We start from the raw sequence: 22438 nt of genomic DNA, 5'->3' as shown, positions 1-22438 counted from the left end.
ATCGGCAGCGCCCGGATGCGGGCGAAGGCAGCCGAGTTGATCGCGGCGAGGGCGTCCGTACGGCCCCGTTCGCGGAGCTGGCCGATGTCGGCGCCGCACCTGGCCACTAGCCTGCACTGATGCGACACACCCTCACCCCCGGGGACGACAGCCTGCACGGCCACTTCTCCCCCGACTTCCCGCCGGTACTCACCATCGACCCCGGCGACACCGTCACCTATCGCACCCTGGACTGCTGGTGGTCGGCCGGCCCGTACCCCGGCGGGCCGAACCGGGACCGGCCCCGGGTCGCGCAGCACCGGCCCGACCACGGGCATGCGTTGATCGGTCCGGTCGCGGTCCGCGGTGCGCGCGCTGACCAGACCCTCGCGGTACGCATCGACGCGGTCGTCCCGGGCCGTTGGGGAACCACTGTGGCCGGCGGCTGGCCGAGTGGGTTCAACCAGCGCTACGGCGTACAGGACCAACAGGTGGTGCACGCCTGGGCGCTGGACCCGGTGACGATGACCGGCCGCAACCAGCACGGCCACACGATCGCGCTGCGGCCCTTCATGGGAGTGCTCGGCATGCCACCCGCGGAGCCGGGGCTTCACTCGACGATCCCACCGCGCCCCTGGGGCGGCAATCTGGACTGCCGGGACCTCACCGCCGGCAGCACCCTCCTGCTGCCGATCCCGGTGGACGGCGCGCTGTTCTCCGTCGGGGACGGGCACGCCGCACAGGGTGACGGCGAGGTCGGCGGCACCGCGATCGAGTGCCCGATGGACGAGGTGACGTTGACCTTCGACGTACGCGACGACTTTCCGGTCACCGGCCCGGTGGCCCGTACCCCCGACGCATGGCTGACCCTGGGTGTCGGCGCCTCCCTCGACGACGCCACGTTCACCGCCCTGGACTCGATGCTGACCCTCATGCAGCGGCTGCACGGCCTCAGCCGCGCGGACGCGGTGGCGCTGGCCAGCATCGCTGTCGACGTGCGGGTGACGCAGATCGTCAACCAGAGCGTCGGCGCGCACGCGGTGCTCCGCGACGACGCGCTGCGCTGGCCAGGTCAGTGACCAGAATCGCGACGCCGAAGCCACCGGGGCGGGCCAGTTCCACCGCCAAAGGCGAGCGTGTCGGCTAACGGTCAATGTGGACCGCTCTCACGTTGTGGCCTCTAATCTGACTCCGGTTTTCCACAACCAACAGGAGGCACAGTGCCGGTCACGATCGAGTCAAAGGATGATGCCGGGGCCGCGCTGGAGCGGGTGGGATTCCTTCAGCAGCAGGTGGATGCCGGACAGATCGACCCCGCAACGGCCGGGCCGGAAATCGTCGAGACCCTCAACGCCGTCGTCAGCTTCTTCGTCCTCATCGGAGCTACTGGCAATCTCTACACGGCGCTCGTCGAGCCACTGATGCAGTGGAACATCTATTCTGTGTCGCTGAAATTCCTCCGGGGGCCGGAAAGTCCCGAGACGCAGAGCGCTCGGGAGCTGTCCGAGATGATTTCCGCCTTCTACCACAAGTGGGAGGTCCTCAAAACAGAGTAACGGCCGCCCAACACCTCAACCCTCGGCGACAACCGTCCGGGTCAGGTCGACCACCTCATCGACTCGATGGTGCGGCGGCATCGAGGACCTCTCGTCGAAAAGTGTCCGCAACAGTGGCACCTCCGACAGTGGCCACTTGCAGGCCATCAACAGGTCGTGATCACCTGGATGGCGGTCCAGATGGTTCGTGACCTCGATGAAGCCGCCAAGGTAGATGTGGTCCTTGATGTAGCCGCCAGGCGCGGACGTATCGAGCAGGCCCCGCTTCACACGGAGCGCGAGGTCGAAGGCCTCGTCGGCAGTGGTATGCGGAAGGACAGCGTCGAAAACGGCTCGAAAGCCTGCCCGCAGCGCCGTATCGCAGGCAATTACCCGTAGCGCGTACCGTCGCATGACATCGGGATCGATCATCCCCGCCTGCTGCTCGTGCCAGACCGCGAGACCCTCCTCGGTCCCCAGGTAGCCGGGGATTCCGTGCGCCAGCAGATGCAGTGGCTGCCGCATCCCGTTGGCCGTGCGCAGCACGTGGGTACCGACCTCGTGCACGATCAGTCGCCGTACCGTCGCGCCGGTGAAAGTGACGCCACGCTTGACTCGCACCTGACGCCGCCGGCCGACCACACTCATCCGCGCTGCCATGCGGTCACTGTGATCGATGGTCCACTCGTCCAGGCCCAGCTCGGCCAGGACCCGACCCATGGCGGCTGCCACCCGATCGGAGCTCCACGTCGCCTCGGTGTCAGCGGTCGGCGCCTGCTCTCCCAGGCGCCGGTGCGCGCCCGCCACCGCAGCGGTGGCAACCTCGCCGAACTGGCTCCGCGAGTAGCTCGTCATCGCCTCCGGGTCACGAGAATGCAGTGCCGCGAGCCCTGCCCGCGCGTATGCCAGCTCTCGGTCAAGGGCCTCTCGCCACGGCCCCGCCCCCGTCGACGCGGCCCGCGCCGCGTCGAGCGCGGCCGCGAGCTCGCCGGGAATCGGCGGGTATTCGAATCGTGGGTCCATGGCACGGCCGGCGTTGTGCGCGTCCAGAAACTCCATGCGCACCCGCGTCAGGTTGGTGGGCGTGATGTAGTGGGCGTAGCGAACAGGGTGAACGGCGTCGAGCACCACCCGGGTGGCGTGGTTGACAGCATCCAGGTCGACGCCCATTGTCTGATCCCTTCGCGGCATGACGGCTGCATGAGATGCTCTCACAGAGTCGAGCCGGACGGACGTTCGGCGACAGCAACCGGACGATCAGCCACGGTTGAGACATTGATGGGTCATTGCCGTCTCATGTCGCCGTCACAAGAATGCTGGGAATGGATGTGCCACAGCCACGTTCCACAAGTGACGGACCGGACGCCGACGTTTTTCCAATGGAGCGGCTGATACTGGCCGTCTGCACGAGCCGAACGCCCGCCGACGCGAGGTCGATCGCCGATAAAAGGGTCCGCGCGGATTTTCTGGAGCGGCTCGTCACCGGTCAGGTCAAGGGATTGGCCGGCGAGATCCGTACGATCCACCTCATCGGAGCGTCCATCGTCGGTGAGTTGGTCCTGACCGGCCGCGACATCGGCTATCCACTGACTTTCGACGGGTGCGATTTCGACCAGGCTCCCCGGCTCTGCGATGCCAACCTGCTGAGCCTGTCCCTCACTGAATCGACGATCCCCGGGCTCGACGCCACCGGCATGAGGGTCCGAGGCTCGGTCAGCATGCTTCGGGTCATCAGCACCGAGACCATCGATCTGCGCTACGCCCAGATCGACGGCGTGCTCCACTTCCGAGAGTGCGATCTCCGTAGCTCCTCACACGCGGTCCGCGCGAGCCAGATGGCCGTCGGAAGTAACGTGTCCTTCGCCAAGACGGTCGTCACCGGTCAGATTCGCATGATCGGCGCCCAGATCGGCGGGGCCGCCATCTTTCGCGGTGCGGAGCTGCACAATCCAGACAATGTGTGTCTGCAGGCCGAGCGTACGGAAATTGATGAGGGGCTCTGGTTTGACGCGGACGCCACACGACAGGCCGCCACCGTCGAGGGACGGATCATTCTCGACAACGCAAAGGTCGGTGGGTCCATCCTGTTGAGTGGCGTCGCACTGACCCGACCGCATCGGGGGTCGACGCGCAAGCGGCTGAAGGGCCGCCCCACCAGCCTGCAGGCGTACGGGCTCAAGGTGACCAGGGACATCAGGTGTGACCAGGCGTTTCGTTCGGACGGGGCGATCGGTCTGTGTTACGCCAGCGTCGAGGGGACGGTCTCGTTCGACACGGCGACGTTCGCTCCCGGTGCGGCTGACTCAGCGGCAGACCCGAGCCTTGTCGACCTGTCCGGGACGTCTGCCGGGATGGTCGACCTCGACTTCGCACAACCCCCGGCGACGCTCGACATGACGAACGTGTCTGCCCGGGTGGTGACGGACAACCCGAGCACCTGGCCCGCGGTCATCGTGCTCGACGGCTTCGCGTACGACCGGTTGAGCTCGCCCCAACCGGTCACCGTCCACGAGAGGATCAGGTGGCTCACCAGGGGCGACACCAGTTACCGCCCGCAGCCGTACGAACAACTGATCGCGGCGTACCGGCAAGCCGGCCAGGAGCACGAGGCACGCGTCGTCGGTTACCGGAAGCAACACGCCCGCGCGAAGGAGATCAGAGGGATCTCAAGGATATGGTCGGGGATCCTGTGGGCCACCGTGGGCTACGGCTATCGCACATGGCTCGCTTCGATCTGGCTGATCGGGCTGACGGCTCTGGGGTGGTCCATCTTCACGCCGATCGGTGACAGCGCCATCGCCGCCGTGGAGAAGCCGCCGCAGTTCCACTCACTCGTCTACTCGGTGGACCTCCTGATTCCGGTGGTGAGCCTCGGGCAGGACTCGACCTGGCGCTTCGACAGCGGCGCCCGATGGGTGGCCTGGGGCCTGATCCTGTCGGGATGGGTATTGACCACAGCCGTCGCGACCGCCATCGCGCGCGTCCTACGCCAGGGCTGACCCGGGGCGGGCTGGGCCCGCCGTTGACGGGCACGGCAGGGGTCGCGGACCGGACCGACGCGTCACACCGGGTCCAGCCGTCAGCGGCAGCCGATTCTGTCGGGGGGCACCGATAGCGTGTGGTCACTGTCGCCGCGCCGGCCGGATCGCGCCGCTCGCTGACCCTCGGAGGCCCCCCATGTCCCAGGAGACGACCTACCTCGAACTGTCCGAAGTGGACGGTGCGCACAAGTTCTACGAGGTCATCGTCGACAACGCCACGCTGACGGTGCGCTACGGCCGGATCGGCGACCAGGGGCAGGTGAAGGCCAGCGCCTATCCGGACAACGTCCGGGCCCGCGCCGCCGCGGCGAAGAAGATCGGGGAGAAGGTCCGCAAGGGCTACGCGCCGGCGGTCCCCGGCGTCCGCCAGAAGCGCACCGTGTCGCGGCGGCAGATCGTGAGCACCCGCTCCACCGCCCACACTGCCCCGGTGCTCTGGCGCTACGACTCCGGCGCCCCCGCCTTCGGCATCTTCGTCGACGGGCAGCACTGCATGGTCGGCAACGAGCACGGGGTCATCACCACGCTCGACCACGACGCTCAGGTGCGCAGCCAGGTCCGCCTGCCCGACGGGGTGAAGTGCATAGTCGCCGACGACGCCTGGATCTACGCCGGCTGCGACGACGGCAACGTCTACGACCTGTCCGGCAAGGTGCCCCGCGTGGCGTACGCGATCGCCCCGGAGATCGACATCTACTGGCTGGACATCCACGACGGCGTCCTCGGTGTCTCCGACGCCGACGGCGGGATCACCGCCGTCGACCACGAGGACGAGTTCCTGTGGCGTCGCCCCGGGCGGGGGCGTTCGGCCTGGATGGTGCGGTGCGACGACGACGCCATCTACCACGGCCACTCGCGGGGGGTGACCGGCTACGAGTGGCGGACCGGCAGCGAACTGTGGCACACCACTACCGGTTCAGTGCTCTTCGGCTGGCAGGAGCACGGCAGTGTGTTCGCCGGCACCAGCAACCGCGAGGTGGTCCGGCTGTCCAAGGAGGGTCGCCACGAACGCACCTACCTGTGCGACGCCCCGGTCTTCTCCTGTGCCACCGCCGAGGGCGGCGAGTACGTCTTCGCCGGTGACAGCCAGTCCTCGATCTACTGCTTCGACGCGGCGGGCACCCGGCTGTGGAAGCTCGGCACCGGCTGCGGCTCGGCGTACTCGATGCAGTACCACGACGACCGGCTCTACGTCGTCACCACCGGCGGCCACCTGGCCTGCATCGACGCGAGCGAGCCGGCGATCCGCGCGGCGCAGGCCGGGAACGTCCCTCAGGTACGCGACATCAAGGCCCCCCGCCAGGCACCCCAGCCGGTGCAGCCGACGATCGTCGAGGTGACCAGCGACTCGGGCGCGGGCGTGGTCGTGCAGTGCCTGGACGATCGGGGGCGGCTGCGGGTTCAGGTGCTCTCCGGCGGTTACCGGCGCGACTGGTCGGTGCAGTTCCCCAAGGGGATCCGCGAGCCGGGCGCCCGCTACCTGGTGACCGAGGTGCGCGAGTCCAGCCGCGGCGGTTACTACCGCGCGTACGGCGACATCCGCCGGCTGCGCTGAGCGGCGAGCGCTCCGCCCCCCTACCAAGGGGTCCCCGGTCGCGCCCGTCCGTGTCGTAGGGTGCCGCCATGGCGCACCCCGTCCGGGCCAACGGCGACGCCAGCAGGGCCTGGTGGGCTGCCCCGCCGGCACTGCGAGTCAGTCACCTGCCGGGCATCGACCCGGAGCTGCTACGGGTGGCACTCGACCCGCTGCCACCGGCAGCACCAGCGATCGTGCACTACCGGCCCACCGTGACGCGTCCTCTCGGTGACCTCGTGGACACAGTGCTCGACCAACTGGACACCGCTGCCCTCGCGATGTTCCCCCGCTGGCTGACGGGGGCCGACCAGTTCGACAGCCAGGGCACGCTCGGCGTGGCGGCGGTGCGGGCACTCGCGGCCCGTACCGCCGCCCGCTCCCGGCACTTCGGTCCGTTCCTGGCCGACCTCGCCGAGCGAGGGCTGCGCGACCCGCACCGCCCCGGCGGCCGGTCCCGCTTCGCTCCTGGAGTACGCGCCGCCGGGCTCGCCCGGGTGATCGCCGACGCCTACGACCGGGAGAACTGCGTACTCGTCGTGGCCCTGCCCGACCTGGACGCCGAAGCCGAGCGGACGCTGGTGGCCGCCGCCGAGTGGCTCGTGCGGTACGGCGGCTTCACCGTGTGGTTGGCCGGCGGCCCGCTGCGCCACGCCGACCGGGTGCGCTCGGTGTCACTGCCGGTGCCGGGTCGATTCGCCGAGCTGGCCAGCATGACCGAACGGATTCCGGCCCTCGCCGCCGAGCCGGAGCCGACGGTGCTGGCCTGGCCGCCGATCGCGGGCGTGCCCCGCTGTGACAGCGCCGCCGAACAGGCGTTGGAACGCGCGCTCGCGCCGCACGACTGGGCGCGGGGCCGGCGGTGGAACCAGACCTACGAGTGGCACGTCCTGGCCGCGGCGTACCGTCTGGATTTGTTTTGGCCCACGGAGGGTCTTGCGGTCGAGGTGGACGGCCCGGAGCATCGTGGGCGAATCGCTTTCGCCAACGATCGGCGGAGAGACGTACAGCTGCAACTCCTCGGGCTGGACGTGCTCCGCTTCACCAACGAGCAGGTGCTCACCGACGCGCCGGCGGTGGTCGACGGGATCCGTCGGCTGCTGGCCCGGCGACGCGCGGGCGGCACGCACCCCCACGGAGATGAGACATCATGACGAGCCCGGCGGACGTCCCGCGCCTGACGCCGAACCAGATCAACGCCCTCGTGGTGCTGATGGTCGAGGCACGCCGACTCACCAACGTCGAGCTGAAAGAGCTCGCCGGTTTCACGCTGACCGGCAAGGACAACACGAAGCTCGTCGACCTGGGCCTGGTGGACACCGATCGGACGCACCGGCCCTTCGCCCACGAGCTGACCGAGGAGGGTTGGCGGGTGGCGCGTCAGCTGCACACCGCCGCGCCGCCGAAGCAGGGTGGCTCGACGACCCGGTCCCTGTTCGTCGTCCTGTCCAACCTGCACCGTTCGCTGGACCGGCTCCGGGTCAGCCACGGCGATTTCTTCAAGCAGACCGAGGCAACGGCCGCCCCGGCGACCGGCGAGCCGCGACACGAAGCACCGGCACCCACTGTGACAGCGACGACGGCGCCGCCGGCATCGGCGGCATCGGCGGCATCGGTGTCCGCGGCGGACGTGGAGGCACTGGTTCGCTCGGCGTACCGGGATCTGGCCACCGCGCCGGGCGCCTGGGTCGGCCTCGCCGACGTCCGCGACCGGCTCGCCGACACCGACCGGGCCGCCCTCGACGCGGCGTTGCGGGCGATGGTCGGCCGGGAGGACGTCCGCATCATCCCGGTGGCGAACACCAAGTCACTGACCACACGGGACCGGGCCGCTGCCGTGCGCATCGGGAACGAGGACAACCACGCCCTGGCGATCGGCCCGGCATGATCTCGGACGACCAGCGGGCCGCGCTGGAAGCGGTCAGCCTCAACCCGGCGGTCACCCCGGACGACGTCTGGCGACCCAGCCCGCACAACGTGCCGGAGCTGCACGAGAAGGTGGCCGCGGAGATCCTGCGCGGGGTGGCACGGGCCCGTACCGACGACACGAGCATGCCGCTCGGCGTGGCCATGCAGGGCCGCGCGGGCGCCGGCAAGACGCACCTGCTCGGGGCGGTCCGCGAACGGATCCAGGGCGACGGCGGCTACTTCTTCCTTGTCGACATGGTCAGTGGCAAGACGTTCTGGGAGAGCGTGGCCCTGGCCCTGGTGGAGGGGATGGGCCGCCCCCACGTCGGCTGGGGCACTCAGTTGAAGACCTTCCTGCGTCGACTCACCCCCCAGCTCGGCCTGCCGGTGGAGGTCCGCGACGCGGTCGCCGGCGCCCGACCGGTGACCCGTGCGCAGCTCGACACCTTCATCTGGGCGCTGCGCGAGCGCGATCGGGAGGTCGGGCGGGACGCCCAGGACACCGCTCGGGCGCTCGTCCTGCACGGCGCCATCGATTTCGAGGCACAGGACGTCGGTTACGCCCACCTGATCTCCGAACCGGGCGACCCGGCCGCGCGGGCGGCGTGGGGTTTGAGCACCGCGATCCGCACCCCCCAGCAGGTCGTGCAGGACATCTCCCGGCTGATGGCCCTGACCCTGGATCCCACCGTCATCGCCGTGGACCAGCTCGACACGCTGTTCGCCCAGACCAGCACCTCATTGCTCAACCAGCATCAGGGTCTGGAGGACGGCCAGGCCAAGGTGCTCGGCCCGATCGCCGACGGCCTGCTCAAGCTCCGCGACATCACCCGCCGCACGCTGGTCGTCGTCTCGTGCCTGCCGGACACCTGGGTGCTGCTGACCCGCACCGCGCCCACCCCGGTCGCTGACCGCTTCCGTACAGCCGCCCTGCCGGACCGGATCCCCACTCCGGAGATCGGGCAGGCGATCGTGGCGAAGCGCCTCTCCGCCGCGTTCGCGGGGATGTTCTTCGGGCCACCGCACCCCACCTGGCCGATCGCCCCCGCCGCCTTCGCCGACGCGCCCACCCTGACGCCACGCGCCCTGCTCCGCCGGGTGGACCGCCACATCGCCTGGTGCCGTGATCGCGACGACGTGGTGGAGCTGGACCGGCTCATCGACGGCGCCGACTCGACGCCGCCGGTCAGCGCCGCCCGTGCCGCTGCCGCCGATCCGACGACCGACGAGCGCCGCCTGCACGAGTTGGACGTGCGGTTCGCCGAACTGGTCGAGGCCGCGGACGTGTCGGCCGCCGTCCACCCGACGGGCGAGGACGAGCACATGCCGCCGCTGCTCGCCGCCGGCCTGGCCGCCTGGATCGCCGAGCAGGCGCCGACCGGGGCCACCTACAAGTACGATCCGCCGCCCGGGCGCAAGCCCGCGCTGCACGGGCGGCTCATCGAGGTGCTCGACGAGGCCACCGAGAACGAGGCGCACTGGTGCTTCCGGGCCGTCGCGCACCCCAATGCCATCGCCGTCACCGCCCGGGTGAAGGCCGCCTGCACCCTCGCCGGGTTGGACCGGGACCTGCCACAGCGGCGGCTGATCCTGCTGCGCAACGGTCCGTGGCCGACCGGGAAGCGTACGACCGAGGTGTTGACCGGCTTCGACGCGGCCGGCGGCCTGCGGTGTGCCGTGCCGGAGGCGGACCTGCGGGTCTTCGCGGCGCTGCGGGTGATGGCGGCCGAACCGTCCACGGCCCTACAGGAGTGGCTGGTGGCCCGCCGTCCGGCCAGCGGCACCGAGCTGTTCCGCACGGTCCTGCCCGGGCCCGACGGGACGCGCGGCGGTGCCCAGCCGCCGACGCCCGACGACGACGAGCCACCGTCGGGTGGCCCCGAATCCGACCCGACGGACGCGCCGGCCGCCGACGTCCCCGCCGACGTGTCGACCGGTGCGGCGGCCGGGCCCGTGCCCGCTGACCAGGCCGACCCCGTGGTCGGCGGAGGCGGTCGGGCCGTCGGGCTGGGGCGGACCGTCGACGGCGGTCACCCGTTCACCGTTCCCCTGGAGTCGCTGCGCCGCCACGCGGTCGTGTTCGCCGGGTCCGGCTCGGGCAAGACCGTGCTGATCCGCCGGCTGGTCGAGGAGTGCGCCCGCGAGGGGGTCTCCGCGATCGTGCTCGACCCCAACAACGACCTGGCCCGGCTCGGCGACCCGTGGCCCGACCCGCCGGACGGCTGGGGCCCCGGCGACGCCGAACGCGCCGCCGACTACCTCGCACACACCGAGGTGGTGGTGTGGACGCCCCGGGTCACCGCCGGTCGGCCGCTGAGCTTCCAGCCGCTGCCCGACTTCACCTCCCTGCGGGACTGGCCCGACGAGTTCGACCAGGCCGTCCGCTCCGCCGTGGAGGCGCTCGCGCCACGGGCGGGGGTGGACCGCTCCAGCCGGCTCGCCCAGCAGGGCAAGGCCGTCCTCACCGAGGCCCTTCAGGCGTACGCGCGCAGCGGGATGGTGGGCCTGCCCGGCTTCACCGAGTTCCTCAGCGATCTGCCCGAGGGCGTCAGCCGGCTGGCCCGCGCCGGGAAGCTCGCCGAGGAGTTGGCCGAGGCGCTCAAGGCGGCGATGGTCACCGATCCGCTCTTCGGCGGGGTCGGCGCACCGGCCGACCCGGGGCTGCTGCTGACGCCGTCGGCGGGGCGACGGGCCCGGGTGTCGGTGATCAGCTTCGTCGGCCTCACCTCCGATCAGGAGCGGCAGAGCTTCGTCAACCAGTTGCAGATGGCGCTCTTCGCCTGGATCAAGCGGCACCCCGCCGGTGACCGACCGCTGGGCGGGCTGTTCGTGATGGACGAGGCGCAGACGCTCGCGCCGTCGACCGGCACCACTGCCTGCACCGCCAGCTCGATCGCGCTGGCCTCACAGGCCCGCAAGTACGGCCTCGGGCTGGTCTTCGCCACCCAGGCGCCCAAGGGCCTGCACAACCAGATCTCCGGCAACGCGACGACGCAGTTCTTCGGGCTGCTCAACGCGCCGGCGCAGATCGACGCGGCCCGGCAGCTCGCCGAGGCCAAGGGCGGGCGGCTGCCCGACATCGGCCTGCTCAACAGCGGTGAGTTCTACGCGGCCGGAGAGGGGTTCTCGTTCGTGAAGGTCCGTACCCCGCTGTGCCTGACGCACCACCCGAAAGCGCCGCTGACCCCTGAGGAGGTCGTCGCCCGCGCCAGACCGGCTGGGTAGCCTGGGGCCATGATCTTCATTACCGCCAAGTTCCGGGTCCTGGCCGAGCACGCCGACCGGTGGCCGCAGATCACCGCCGACTTCACCGAGGCAACCCGGGCGGAGCCGGGCTGCCTGTGGTTCGACTGGTCCCGCAGCATCGACGATCCCACCGAGTACGTGCTGGTCGAGGCGTTCCGCGACGACCAGGCCGGCGGGGCCCACGTCCAGTCAACGCATTTCCGCACGGCCCAGGAGACCCTGCCGCCGTACCTGGCCCAGACGCCGCGGATCGTGAACGCCACGGTGCCGCAGGAGGACTGGTCGCTGCTCGGCGAGATGGCCGTGCCCGAGGGGCGCTGACCGCCACCGGCCCGCGGTACGCGACCGTCGTCAGCGCAGCCGGTCCGCGACCCGCCGTCAGCGCAGCTGGCGGGCGGTGAATCGGGCCGGCGGGTCGGCGATCACGTCCTGCGCCGCGATCAGCTGGATCTCCCGGGTGCCCGCCGCGAGAGTGGCCTCGAGCACGGCGTAGACGGAGGCGATGGTGCGCTCCAGCGCGGTCGCGGGTGAGCCAGTCGTCCACAGGTGGGCGAGGTACAGCGCCGCCGTGACGTCGCCCCCACCGTTCGGGTTGATCGGCAGCAGCGGCGTGGTCACCGCCCAGGCGCCCTCGTCGGAGACCGCCACCACCTCCAGCGAGTCCGCCGGCAGGTCACCGTGGAGCACGCTGGTCACCAGGACGTGCCGTGGCCCTGTCGCGCGCACCACGTCGACAGCGTCGAGCACCTCGGCCAGCGAATTCGTTGTGCGACCGGCGAGGAAGTCCAACTCGAAGTGGTTCGGCGTGATGATGTCCGCACGGGGAACGACGGTGTCCCGTAGGTATTCCGGAATCCCCGGCCGGACGAACATGCCTCGCCCGGCGTCGCCCATCACCGGGTCGCAGCAGTACACAGCGGCCGGGTTTGTCGCCTTCACCGTCGCTACGGCGTCCAGGATCACCGCGCCCATGGCCGGGTCACCCTGGTAGCCGGAGAGCACCGCGTCGGCGCTGCCAAGGACCCCGCGATCCTCGATGCCCGCGATCACCTCCGCCACGTCCGCCGCCGGGAGCATCGGTCCCCGCCATGCGCCGTACCCGGTGTGGTTGGAGAAGTGCACGGTCACTACCGGCCAGACCTCGTGCCCGAGGCGTTGCAGCGGAAAGGCCGCCGCCGAGTTGCCGACGTGACCGTAGGCGACCGACGACTGGATGGACAGGATCTTCACCGGCCCATCATCGCCGCTGCGGCCGGAGGCGCACTGACGGCCCGCCGTTTCTGTCGGGTGGCCCACTCGCCGCTCACTCGACGGGACGGCACGAACGGGCGACCCGGACCGTGTCGTCCGGGCCGCCCGAGCGGTGGCAGGGCGACCAACACGCTGACTGGCCGTCCCGTCGTACGGTCAGCCGCCGAGGCTCGCCGCGGCCGAGGCGATCGACGAGGCGAAGTAGCTCACCTGGGTGTAGACACCCGGGTAGTTGGGCCGGGCGCAGCCGTTTCCCCAGCTGACGATGCCGACCTGGATCCAGGCGTTGGAGGCGTCGCGGCGGAACATCGGGCCGCCCGAGTCACCCTGGCAGGTGTCGGTGCCGCCGCTGGCGTAGCCGGCGCAGATCTCCTGGGCGGGGATGAGATCCCCGCCGTAGTTGGCGTTGCAGGTGGAGTCGCTGACGAACGGCACTGTCGCCTTGAGCAGGTACCGCTGCTGGCCGCCGCCCTCGCGTGCGGCGCCCCAACCGGCCACGGTGAAGGTGCCGCTGTCGTACGCGGTGGTGCTCGCGATCGGCAGCGTGCTCAGCCCGGTGACGGGACTGGCCAGCCGGATCAGCGCCCAGTCGCGGCCGGCGCCGTTGTAGCCGGGGGCGCGGTAGACGTAGTTGGACCGGACGGTGATCCGGCTGGACGACTGGAGGTCGACAGTTCCGAGCGTGGCGGTGATGCTGGTGTTGGTGCCGGTCGCGCCCACGCAGTGCGCCGCGGTGAGCACCAGCCGGGCGCTGTACAGCGCCCCGCCGCAGCCCATCGAGAGACGGACCATGAACGGGAACTCGCCCTGAGCGGCGCGGGTGCCGCCGACGACGTTCGGCGTCACGGGGCTGTCGGCCGCGGCGGCCGGCGCGGTGAGGGTGAGGCTGGCCGCGGTCACCGCAGCCAACGCGGTGGCCAACAGGCCAGTGAGGGTACGCCAGCGAACCATGCATTCCTCCGCATCAGGATGGCACGCCTCGTGAGCGCACCGCAGTCGAGATAGCGGTCATCATATTGAGCATTACGAATATCGCGGGTCATCCTCTCTGGGTCGTACCACCGGCGGTATGGATCACGCGGCGCGGGGCTTGTCGGCGACCGATGGTCAGGCGTCCGCCGTGCCGGTGCTCTCCCGGCGGAGAAGCCGGAACGGCGTCTGCACGGTCAGCGGCCACGCGACCTCCGCGCCCTCGATGCGGGCGACGAGGCGGCGCACCGCGAGACGGCCGATCTCCCTCTTGTCCGGGGCGATCGTGGTGAGGGTCGGCGCGGTGAACCGCCCCTCCTCGATGTCGTCGATCCCGACCACAGCGACGTCCTCGGGCACCCGGTGACCGGCCTCGGCCAGCGCCCGCAGCGCGCCGATGGCGACCAGGTCGTTGTAGCCGAACACCGCGTCCGGCGGGTCACCGAGGGCGAGCAGGTCACGCATGGCGCGCATGCCGTCGAGCCGACCGAACGCGTCGGTGCCGGCGACCAACCGTGGTCGGTACGGCAGGCCGGCGGCCACCAGGGCCTCCCGGTATCCCCGGACCCGCAGGTGGGCCGACTGCCGGTCACCGCCCGGGGTGGCGCCGATGAAGGCTATCCGGCGGCGGCCGATGGCCACGAGATGCCGGATCGCCGCGTGGCTGGCGGCGACGTTGTCGATGGCGATGTGGTCGTGTGGCACGTCGTAGACGCCCTCGCCGATCAGCACGAGTGGGCTGTCGGCCGTCCGAGCCAGCACCTCCTCCCGGCCGATGCGCACCGGGCTGAGGATCAGGCCGTCGATGATGCGCTGCCGCGAGCCGTCGAGGAGTGCCAGCTCCGCCTCCCGGTCCGCTGCGGTGTTCTCCATGACGAGCGTGTATCCGAGCGCGGCGGCCTCGGAGATGGCGATCTCGGCGAGTTCGGCGAAGTACGGGTTGGTCAGTTCCGGGACGGCCAGGGCGATCAGGCCGGTACGGCCCCGACGGAGGTGCCGGGCACCGAGGTTGGGGCTGTAGCCGAGTTCGTCGATCGCCTGCTGCACCCGCTGCCGGGTCCGCTCCCCCACCGGCCGGTACCCGTTCACCACATTCGAGACCGTGGCCAGGGAGACACCGGCGCGCTGGGCGATGTCCTTCAGGTTGACGCCCATCCCCGACCTTTCGCGAATTCGACCGGCGGGCCGACCGGACATTGATGAACAAGCATTGACGGGAGGGTCGGCGCGGCTCTATAACGTTATACAGGTGATGATGGATGTCAATATGCCGGCCACCGTTGGCGCGTGGAGATCCCACCGACATCCGTCGCTGACGCCCGTCCCCCGTCAATGACCACCCGATGCCCACCACCCACGCGCTTCGGGCCTGGCTGCACCGCCCGCGGCGACTCGTCCCCCGGAGACGGCATGACACGTCACGTCCCCATCCGCCCCGCCCTCCCACTGCTGCTCGCCATCGCCCTGGTCGCCGGCGTTCTCGCCGCGCCCGCCTCGTCGGCGTACGCCGCACCGGCCAAGACACCGCCGCTCACCACCCCCTGGACCAGCCAGGCGCTGGTCGGCACACCACTGCCCGAGTACCCGCGCCCGCAGATGACCCGGCCGGACTGGCTGAACCTCAACGGCGAGTGGCAGCTACGCCAGTCGACGACCGACGACGCCCCGCAGTTCGGCACCAACCTGCCCGAGCGGGTCAACGTGCCCTTCCCGGTGGAGAGCGCCCTGTCCGGCATCCAGCGGGCCGCCAACGACAACCGCAACTACCTGTTCTACCGACGTACCGTCACCGTCCCGGCGAACTGGTCGGGTCGGCGGACCCTGCTGCACTTCGGCGCCGTCGACTGGCAGAGCACCGTCTGGGTCAACGGTGTGCGGGTCGGCGCGCACACCGGCGGCTACGACGCCTTCACCTTCGACGTGACGCCCCAGCTCACCACCGGGACTAACGAGATCGTCGTCAAGGTCTGGGATCCCACCGACACCCGGCAGAACGGCAGCCTGCCCGCCATCGGCAAGCAGACCAAGACACCTGGCGGGATCTTCTACACCCCCAGCTCCGGCATCTGGCAGACGGTCTGGATGGAGCCGGTGCCCGCCGCCTCGATCAGCAGCGTCGACGTCTACCCGAACCTGAGCAACAACACACTGCGGGTCCGGGTCTTCACCCGGGGCGACGTGAGTGGCCACAGTGTGCTCGCCGAGGCGTTGAACGGCGCGACGGCGGTCGGCTCGGCCACCGGCGGCTTCACCGACTTCAGCGTGCCGGTGCCCAACGCCCGCCGCTGGTCACCCGACGACCCGTTCCTCTACAACCTCCGCGTGAGCCTGCGCGGCGCCGGCGGCGCCGCAGTGGACCGGACAACGCACTACTTCGGCATGCGGGAGATCACCACCGGCCTGGTCAACGGGGTGTTGCGCCCCAAGCTCAACGGCCAGTTCGTGTTCCAGGTCGGCACCCTCGACCAGGGCTACTGGCCGGACGGGCTCTACACCGCACCGACCGACGCCGCCCTCGCCTTCGACCTGCAGAAGCACAAGGACCTGGGCTTCAACATGGTGCGCAAGCACATCAAGGTCGAGCCGCAACGCTGGTTCTACCACGCCGACCGGCTCGGCCTGCTGGTCTGGCAGGACATCCCGTCGCTGACCGCCCAGAACGTCGACCCCACCGACGCCCAGCAGGCGCAGTTCGAGGCCGAGGCACGCGAGATCGTCGACGAGCACCGCAGCTCACCGGCCGTGATCGCGTACACGCCCTACAACGAGGGCTGGGGCGAGCGGTCCCTCGCCGACACCAGGCGGGTCGCGCAGAACCTCAAGAACCAGGACCCGACACGTCTGGTCAACCCGCACAGCGGCCACAACTGCTGCCAGTCCCTCGGCAACCCCGGCAACGGCGACATCGACGACTGGCACGTCTACCTCGGCCCGGATTCCCCCGTACCGTCGAGCAGCCGGATCGCGGTGCTCGGTGAGTTCGGCGGCCTGGGGCTGCACACGCCGGGCCACGAGTACAGCCCGAGCGGCAGCTTCTTCGCGTACGAGTGGCAGTCCAGTTCGAGCGCCCTCACCGACCGGTACGTGGGGCTGGTGCAGGGCACCCAGAACCTGATGCTCGGCAAGGGGCTCAGCGCCTCGATCTACACCGAGATCACCGACCTGGAGGGTGAGCTGAACGGCTTCGTCACCTACGACCGACATGTGATCAAAATGGACCAGGCGCGGGTACGCGCCGCCAACACCGCCCTGATCAACGCCTCGAAGACCATCGGCAGTTCGACACCCGTCGCCCTGCCGACCAACACCCGCCGGTCGTTGCAGGTGACCACGCCCGGCTTCACCAACCGTTACCTACGCCACCAGGACAGCCTGGCCTACACGGAGGTGGTCGACGCCGCGAGTTCCAGCCTGCTCAAGGCCGACGCCACGTACACCATCCGGCCCGGTCTGGCCGGTGCCGGTTGCTACTCGTTCGAGTCGGTCAACTTTCCTGGGCAGTACCTGCGTCACCAGAACTCCCGGGTCCGCAACTCGCCGGACGACGGCTCCGCGCTGCTGCGCGCCGACGCCACCTGGTGCGCCCGTACCGGGCTGACCGGCACCGGCGTGTCGCTGGAGTCGTACAACTTCCGAGGTAGGTACCTGCGGCACTACAACGCGGAGGTCTGGCTCAGCAACGGCGCTGGCGGCGATGCGTACAACACGCCGACGTCGTGGACCGCCGACAGCACCTGGACCATCGCCGCCCCGTGGACGCCCTGACCGCTGCGCCCTGACCGGGCCGTTCCGAGAAGAAGTAGGCGCGGGGGTTCCGGCGTGGGCCGGAACCCCCGCGACGCGTGGACGGTGTCGCGGGGTCGGCTCCGCCCGCCCGGGGCTCGGTCCTCTCGTCAGCGCCGACGCCTTCCGTCGCGGTCGGTGACCGGACTCCGGCGTCACTCGTCGTCCCGGAGGTCGTTTCCCCGGTCATGAGCGAAAGCGGCGAGTCGATTGCACGGTTCGGCAGGGCCGGCTTCAGGGCAAGGACCTCGCCGCAACTTGCACATGGCCAGATTCGCTCCGCTGTTGCAACACGCAATCATGCCGGCCAATAAATAGACAAGAACCAATCTTGACTTGTACGGCCGGCCAGCGCACCGTAAAGAGCCAGAGGCAGATGCACGCCATTATCGGCCCGGCTGGAGTGGATCGCCAAATGGGGGCGCTGCCGGTTTCGCGCCGCGTGCATCAGGAGGCTTTCCATGCGGTTGAATCCGTTCAGCGGTGTTTATCTCACCGATCCGGCAAGCATGTGGCGGCGCATTCTCGATGATCCCGACGGGGTGCACTACGCCGAGGATCTGGGCCTGTGGTTGATCAGCAGGCACGCGGACGTCCGGCGGGCCCTCGCTGACGCCACGACATTCGCCAACGCCCTCACCCTCGCCCCGGTCTACGAGGTGTGTCCACCGGCGCTGAACGTCATCATGCAGATCGACGCGCCACCCACGACGGCGGCCGCGGACCCACCGGCGCACCCACGTACCCGGCGGGCCCTACGGGCGACCTTCGCGAACACCGCCGAGCGGGTCGAGGCCGAGTACGGGGCGATCATCCGACGCCGGGTCGACCAGTTGGTGTCCCGTCTCGCCGCCCGACAGGGCGATCAGGTCGACCTGATCCCGGAGTTCGCGACCGAACTTCCCCTGCTGGTGGTCCTGGACATTCTCGGGGTGCCCGACGCCGACATCGGGCGGATCCGGAGTTGGGCGGACGGGCAGATAGCCCTCATCTGGGGGCAGCCGGACCCGGCCGAGCAGGTACGCCTGGCCCAGGGCCTGCTGGAGTTCTGGCACTACTGCGAGGACCTGGTCCGCCAGCGGATGGACAGTGGACACCGGGGCGAGGACTTCATCAGCCGTGCCCTGGACTACCGGGACGACGACGACAGCGTGCTGACGGTGCCCGAGGTGGCGAGCCTCGCCTTCAATCTCCTGGTCGCGGGTCACGAGACCACGGCCGGGTTGCTCGCGCACGCCCTCGACCAGGCCCTGTCCGCTCCCCAGCGCTGGTCGGCGATCACCGCGGACCCGGGGCTCGTCCCCGCCTTCGTGGGCGAGACGCTCCGGTTCTCGCCCGCCATCGACGGCTGGCTGCGGGTGACCACCCGGGATGTCACGGTGGGTGCGGTGACGATCCCCGCCGGGGCGCGTTGCCTGCTGTTGATCGGAGCGGCGAACCGGGACCCGGCGGCGTTCCACGACCCGGACCGGTTCGACCCACACCGGGCCGATGTGGGCAATCACCTGTCGTTCGGCCACGGTCCACATTTCTGCATCGGTGCGGGATTGGCGCGACTTGAAGCCGCAATCGCCCTCAGCCGGCTCACCGAAGCCATTCCCGGGTTGAGATTGTCACCGGAGCAACATCGCACGTACAAACCCAATGTCGCGTTCCGCGCGCACCGCACACTGCTCGCGATAATCGACGGTCCGGCAGCCGCGGACGTGCCGGCGGCACGGGATGGCGCGACAGCCGAAGTGCACGCCGCCTGAGCGGGCACTGGCGCCAGCGGCGCTGACCTGCGGACGAGCCGAGGGTGGGGTGGGCCGGCGTCGACCGTTGCACCCGGGCACGTCGGTGCCGGCACCGGGTCGAGGGTGCACCTTTCCCACCTTTCCCGACGATCCATACCGGTGAACGTCTTCACACCCATCGCTTCCTGGGTTAAGAATTGCCCTCTGTGAATGTTCGGCTCATCGGTCAATCTCGATCTGGCGTCCGCTGCTGAATATCCGTTCCACGAAGGTGAGCGCATGGAGCACACGTCCCCGTCGAGCTCGGCTCACTCTGCGGCCAGTCAGCGGTTCCGACGGGAGTTGCGCGACTGCCGCGTCCAACAGGGCCTGACCCAACGAGCCCTTGCGGACCTGGTGCGGTTCAGCCGCGAGACGGTCGCGGCGGTCGAGTCAGGTCGCCGGTTCGGCAGCCACGAGTTCGCACTGCGCTGCGATGACGTGCTCGACACCGGCGGCCGGCTGGCCGCACTGTGGCCGCAGGTCGCGGCCGAGCAGTTGGCGGCCGACGGTCGCCGAGGCCCTCGCGCGCCGGAGCCGCCTCGACTGGATCGGCAGGTGCCGCGTCAGCGTGGGCGGCGTGACGCGCGCGACCCGGGCGCCGTGGTGGACGCCATCGACGAGTTGCGGGAGCTGATCGGCCAGGTGCTCAACGGCCAACCCGAACCGGATGAACCGGAGCGACGGCACCCGTCGGCCGAACCCCTCGACAACCAGCGCTGACCCGACGAATCCGCCCCGACCTCGCGGCGTCACCGGCCGCTGACGTTGGGTACAGATGCTGGTACGGGCAGTTTGTACCACGGCCAGGTCTGGTCTACGAGCGCGGCTTCCGGCCGAATGGGACTTGCATTCGGCAACGTGCGTATAGACCGTCATCGACGAGTCGTGGGAGTCAATCTTGGCGTCGAGCACCCGGTCCCACGCGGCCAGACCCTACCCGACCCGCCGACGCGGTTGGAAGATAGCCGGCCGGATGCGCCTCATCGTCGCGGCCCCGCTCGTCGCCGTGATCGGCTTCGCCGGTCTCGCACTGACCGAGAGCGCACGCCAGACGGCTCGCGCCAGCGACCTGCAGATCCTGGCGCGGGTCGGTGCCGAGGCCGGCGACCTGGCCTACCGCCTGCAACGCGAACGCATCGCCGCCGCCGACCTGCTCACCTATGCCCGGCCCGAGCAGCAGGACGCCTTCGGCGTGGAGATGGCCGCCACCGATGGCGCCGTCGCCCGCTACCGCGGGCAGCGTGACCGACTGTCCACCGACAACGGCACCAGCTCGGCTCTCCTGCGGCGCATCGATGCCGCTCTGGACGGCCTCGCCCCGCTGCGTACCCAGGTGCGCACCGCCACGCACGCGTCGGTGTCGGCGATGACCTTCAGCTACCGCATCGCGATCGCCGACCTCATCAGCTTCCGGGAAAACGTCTCACACGGCGTGGTGGACGCCCCACTCGCCGACGGGATCCGGGCCTCGGCGGCGCTGTCGAAGACGGCCGAGGCCATCGGTCAGCAACAGGTCGCCGTGCTGCGTGCCGTAGCGGGCGGGGAACTGACCCCTGCCATGCAGCAGGACATCACTGCCGCCCGCACCAGCTACACCGAATCGAGCCTGTCGTTCCTGGCCCTGGCCCCACCCGAGTGGAGCAACTGGTGGGAGCAGGCCGGCACCGGCAAGGAGGCGCTGGCCCTGCAACGGATGCAGGACGAGGTGTCCCGGGCCCAGCCGGGGTCGCAGCTGAAACTCGAGACCGACGCCTGGGTGTCCACCACCCAGACGCGCGCCGCCCGGCTGGCCGACCTGCGCGCCCGGGTCGACGGGGCGGTCCGCGACGACGTTCGGACCGCGCACGCCGACCAGCGCCGCCGGGCCGTGGCCGAGGCGGCCAGCGTCCTCCTGGCCCTGATCCTGACCGCGTTGGTGACCTGGGCCGTCGCACGGCAGATCACCCGACGGCTGCGCCGGTTGCGGGACGCTGCCAACGCCGTCGCCTTCGAACAGCTCCCCGCCGTGGTGGCCCAGCTCCAACAGCCCGGCAGCGCCGCCGTCGACCCACAGAAGCTGGCCAACCAGCAGTCCAGTGCCGCCCTCGAACCGTCCAGCGACGACGAGATCGGCGAACTGGGTCAGGCGTTCACCGCTGTGCACCAGGCCGCCGTGCGGACCGCCGCCGAGCAGGCCGTCATGCGCGCCAACACCGCCGACATCTTCATCCACCTCAGCCGCCGCGAACAGCGACTGGTCGACGCCGTCCTGGCCCAGGTCGACCTGGTCGAGCGGGACGAGACCGACCCCGACCGGCTCGACCAGCTGTACACACTGGACAACCTGGCGACCCGGATGGGCCGGATCAACGCCAGCCTGCTGGTGCTCGGCGGCGTCGGCGTGGGTCGCGTACGCCAGCGCGACGTTCCGCTGCAACAGGTGCTCCAGGCGGCGCTGTCCCAGATCGAGCACTACGCGCGGGTCCGGCTCGGCATGATCGACGGGGACGTCGCGGTGGCTGCCAAGACCGTCGACGAGGTCGTGCACCTGCTCGCCGAACTCATGGACAACGCAACGACGTACTCGCCGCCGGGCAGCGAGACCTGGGTGAGCGGCCGGAGCCTGGGAGACCGTGTCATCGTCCAGATCAGCGACGAGGGTGTGGGGCTGTCCACGCAAAGGATGCAGCAGCTCAACGAGCTGCTGGCCCGCCCACCGGCCATCGACGTGGCCGCCGTACGAGCGATGGGGCTGGTCGTCGTGGGCCAGCTCGCGGCCCGGCTGGACGCCACCGTCCAACTGCGACGCGGCCCCCGACGCGGCATCCTCGCCGAGGCGACACTGCCCGCGGCGATCATCCGGTCGCTGCCACCGGAGGAGTACCTGCTCGCACCCGGCCGGTTGTCGCGGCGGGCGGCGCGGACGCCCAGCCCTCCGCCGCCGTACCAGCCGCGCCCCGAACCCACGGCCGGACGCCCTCCGACCGAACGGACACTGCCGGCCGCGCCGGTCTTCCGACCGGCTCCCCCACCCCCGGACCGGGGTGACGCGCCCACCGAGGAGCTGCTCATCTTCGAACAGGTCAACCACTGGTTCCAGAACGACGTCGTCGACGGCCAGGACGGCCAGAACGGCCAGCAGTGGTCCAGCCCCGCCGACGACGCCTGGCGTACGGCCGCCCAGGCGCACACCCCCGAGGTCGCCACGACCACCAACTCCGGCCTGCCCAAACGACAGCCGCAACGGCACCTCGTGCCCGGCGGCGTGACGGTGCCCCAGCAGCAGCAACGGTCCGAGTACCGCGACCCGGCGCAGGTGGCAACGGCGATGGCCGCGTACGCGCGGGGCGTGGCGAACCGACGGCGCACCCCGATCAACCTCGGTAACAAATGACG

General features: G+C 70.4%; 16 protein-coding genes and 1 pseudogene. 12 read left to right on the top strand and 5 right to left on the bottom strand.

Annotated features, from left to right (window positions below; genetic code table 11):
* Positions 1-95 (bottom strand): annotated as a pseudogene (locus AB0C20_RS10220) (enoyl-CoA hydratase/isomerase family protein); the annotation flags it as partial.
* A 24-nt stretch (positions 96-119) separates the two neighbouring features.
* Between AB0C20_RS10220 and AB0C20_RS10215 the strand changes: the two are divergent.
* Together AB0C20_RS10215 and AB0C20_RS10210 are read left to right on the top strand one after the other, a co-directional pair.
* Positions 120-1058, top strand: a complete 939-nt coding sequence (locus AB0C20_RS10215) for an acetamidase/formamidase family protein (RefSeq protein ID WP_357185744.1) — start codon at positions 120-122, stop codon at positions 1056-1058.
* A 141-nt stretch (positions 1059-1199) separates the two neighbouring features.
* Positions 1200-1535, top strand: a complete 336-nt coding sequence (locus AB0C20_RS10210) for a hypothetical protein (RefSeq protein WP_357185741.1) — start codon at positions 1200-1202, stop codon at positions 1533-1535.
* A gap of 15 nt (positions 1536-1550) precedes the next feature.
* On the opposite strand, the gene AB0C20_RS10205 is transcribed toward AB0C20_RS10210, so the two are convergent.
* A complete protein-coding gene (locus AB0C20_RS10205; protein WP_357185738.1) occupies positions 1551-2684 on the bottom strand; it encodes a tyrosine/phenylalanine carboxypeptidase domain-containing protein in 1134 nt (377 codons plus the stop codon).
* A gap of 209 nt (positions 2685-2893) precedes the next feature.
* Between AB0C20_RS10205 and AB0C20_RS10200 the strand changes: the two genes are divergently transcribed.
* From AB0C20_RS10200 to AB0C20_RS10175, 6 genes are all read left to right on the top strand, one after another.
* Entirely contained in the window at positions 2894-4513 is a 1620-nt protein-coding gene (locus tag AB0C20_RS10200) for a hypothetical protein (RefSeq protein WP_357567747.1), read from the top strand.
* Between the two features lie 178 nt (positions 4514-4691).
* Entirely contained in the window at positions 4692-6110 is a 1419-nt protein-coding gene (locus AB0C20_RS10195) for a PQQ-binding-like beta-propeller repeat protein (RefSeq protein ID WP_357185734.1), read from the top strand.
* 68 nt (positions 6111-6178) lie between these two features.
* Positions 6179-7282, top strand: a complete 1104-nt coding sequence (locus AB0C20_RS10190; RefSeq protein ID WP_357185731.1) for a DUF559 domain-containing protein — start codon at positions 6179-6181, stop codon at positions 7280-7282.
* Positions 7279-8016, top strand: a complete 738-nt coding sequence (locus AB0C20_RS10185; protein ID WP_357185728.1) for a hypothetical protein — start codon at positions 7279-7281, stop codon at positions 8014-8016. The genes AB0C20_RS10190 and AB0C20_RS10185 overlap by 4 nt, the downstream gene beginning before the upstream one ends.
* Complete coding sequence (locus AB0C20_RS10180; protein WP_357185725.1) at positions 8013-11261, top strand: ATP-binding protein; 3249 nt, start codon at positions 8013-8015, stop codon at positions 11259-11261. Before AB0C20_RS10185 ends, AB0C20_RS10180 begins: the two co-directional genes overlap by 4 nt.
* Positions 11262-11270: 9 nt before the next feature.
* Positions 11271-11603, top strand: a complete 333-nt coding sequence (locus tag AB0C20_RS10175) for a putative quinol monooxygenase (protein WP_357567746.1) — start codon at positions 11271-11273, stop codon at positions 11601-11603.
* A gap of 57 nt (positions 11604-11660) precedes the next feature.
* On the opposite strand, the gene pdxY is transcribed toward AB0C20_RS10175, so the two are convergent.
* The 3 genes from pdxY to AB0C20_RS10160 all read right to left on the bottom strand — a co-directional run bounded on the left by pdxY (position 11661) and on the right by AB0C20_RS10160 (position 14657).
* Positions 11661-12512 carry a pyridoxal kinase PdxY gene (gene pdxY, locus AB0C20_RS10170; protein WP_357185719.1) on the bottom strand — a complete coding sequence of 284 codons (852 nt, stop codon included), beginning with the start codon at positions 12510-12512 and terminating at the stop codon, positions 11661-11663.
* A gap of 177 nt (positions 12513-12689) precedes the next feature.
* Positions 12690-13484 (bottom strand): serine protease, encoded by a 795-nt coding sequence (locus AB0C20_RS10165; protein WP_238678438.1) that lies wholly within the window; start codon positions 13482-13484, stop codon positions 12690-12692.
* A 156-nt stretch (positions 13485-13640) separates the two neighbouring features.
* Positions 13641-14657 carry a LacI family DNA-binding transcriptional regulator gene (locus AB0C20_RS10160; protein WP_357567745.1) on the bottom strand — a complete coding sequence of 339 codons (1017 nt, stop codon included), beginning with the start codon at positions 14655-14657 and terminating at the stop codon, positions 13641-13643.
* Positions 14658-14912: 255 nt separating this feature from the next.
* On the opposite strand from AB0C20_RS10160, the gene AB0C20_RS10155 reads away from it, so the two are divergent.
* The 4 genes from AB0C20_RS10155 to AB0C20_RS10140 all read left to right on the top strand — a co-directional run bounded on the left by AB0C20_RS10155 (position 14913) and on the right by AB0C20_RS10140 (position 22436).
* Entirely contained in the window at positions 14913-17267 is a 2355-nt protein-coding gene (locus AB0C20_RS10155) for an AbfB domain-containing protein (protein WP_357567744.1), read from the top strand.
* 479 nt (positions 17268-17746) lie between these two features.
* Positions 17747-19039: a cytochrome P450 gene (locus AB0C20_RS10150; protein ID WP_357185710.1), complete on the top strand. Its 1293-nt coding sequence runs from the start codon at positions 17747-17749 to the stop codon at positions 19037-19039.
* Positions 19040-19300: 261 nt separating this feature from the next.
* On the top strand, positions 19301-19783 hold the full coding sequence (locus AB0C20_RS10145) for a helix-turn-helix transcriptional regulator (RefSeq protein ID WP_357185707.1): 483 nt from the start codon (positions 19301-19303) through the stop codon (positions 19781-19783).
* A 253-nt stretch (positions 19784-20036) separates the two neighbouring features.
* Complete coding sequence (locus AB0C20_RS10140; protein ID WP_357567743.1) at positions 20037-22436, top strand: nitrate- and nitrite sensing domain-containing protein; 2400 nt, start codon at positions 20037-20039, stop codon at positions 22434-22436.
* Positions 22437-22438 lie beyond the last annotated feature (2 nt).

Origin of the sequence: Micromonospora sp. NPDC048843 (genome assembly GCF_040649965.1) — a bacterium.
Lineage (GTDB): Bacteria > Actinomycetota > Actinomycetes > Mycobacteriales > Micromonosporaceae > Micromonospora > Micromonospora hortensis.
Note: the sequence above shows the minus strand (reverse complement) of the source record. Positions and strands in the feature narration are given on the sequence as shown.

Bases quoted from the DNA above. Each gene is read 5' to 3' on its own strand.
- AB0C20_RS10215 (WP_357185744.1), top strand. From the start codon at position 120: ATGCGACACACCCTCACCCCCGGGGACGACAGCCTGCACGGCCACTTC.
- AB0C20_RS10150 (WP_357185710.1), top strand. From the start codon at position 17,747: ATGCGGTTGAATCCGTTCAGCGGTGTTTATCTCACCGATCCGGCAAGC.
- AB0C20_RS10195 (WP_357185734.1), top strand. From the start codon at position 4,692: ATGTCCCAGGAGACGACCTACCTCGAACTGTCCGAAGTGGACGGTGCG.
- AB0C20_RS10140 (WP_357567743.1), top strand. From the start codon at position 20,037: ATGCGCCTCATCGTCGCGGCCCCGCTCGTCGCCGTGATCGGCTTCGCC.
- AB0C20_RS10155 (WP_357567744.1), top strand. From the start codon at position 14,913: ATGACACGTCACGTCCCCATCCGCCCCGCCCTCCCACTGCTGCTCGCC.
- AB0C20_RS10160 (WP_357567745.1), bottom strand. From the start codon at position 14,657: ATGGGCGTCAACCTGAAGGACATCGCCCAGCGCGCCGGTGTCTCCCTG.
- AB0C20_RS10165 (WP_238678438.1), bottom strand. From the start codon at position 13,484: ATGGTTCGCTGGCGTACCCTCACTGGCCTGTTGGCCACCGCGTTGGCT.
- AB0C20_RS10200 (WP_357567747.1), top strand. From the start codon at position 2,894: ATGGAGCGGCTGATACTGGCCGTCTGCACGAGCCGAACGCCCGCCGAC.
- AB0C20_RS10180 (WP_357185725.1), top strand. From the start codon at position 8,013: ATGATCTCGGACGACCAGCGGGCCGCGCTGGAAGCGGTCAGCCTCAAC.
- AB0C20_RS10145 (WP_357185707.1), top strand. From the start codon at position 19,301: ATGGAGCACACGTCCCCGTCGAGCTCGGCTCACTCTGCGGCCAGTCAG.
- AB0C20_RS10185 (WP_357185728.1), top strand. From the start codon at position 7,279: ATGACGAGCCCGGCGGACGTCCCGCGCCTGACGCCGAACCAGATCAAC.
- AB0C20_RS10175 (WP_357567746.1), top strand. From the start codon at position 11,271: ATGATCTTCATTACCGCCAAGTTCCGGGTCCTGGCCGAGCACGCCGAC.
- AB0C20_RS10205 (WP_357185738.1), bottom strand. From the start codon at position 2,684: ATGGGCGTCGACCTGGATGCTGTCAACCACGCCACCCGGGTGGTGCTC.
- AB0C20_RS10190 (WP_357185731.1), top strand. From the start codon at position 6,179: ATGGCGCACCCCGTCCGGGCCAACGGCGACGCCAGCAGGGCCTGGTGG.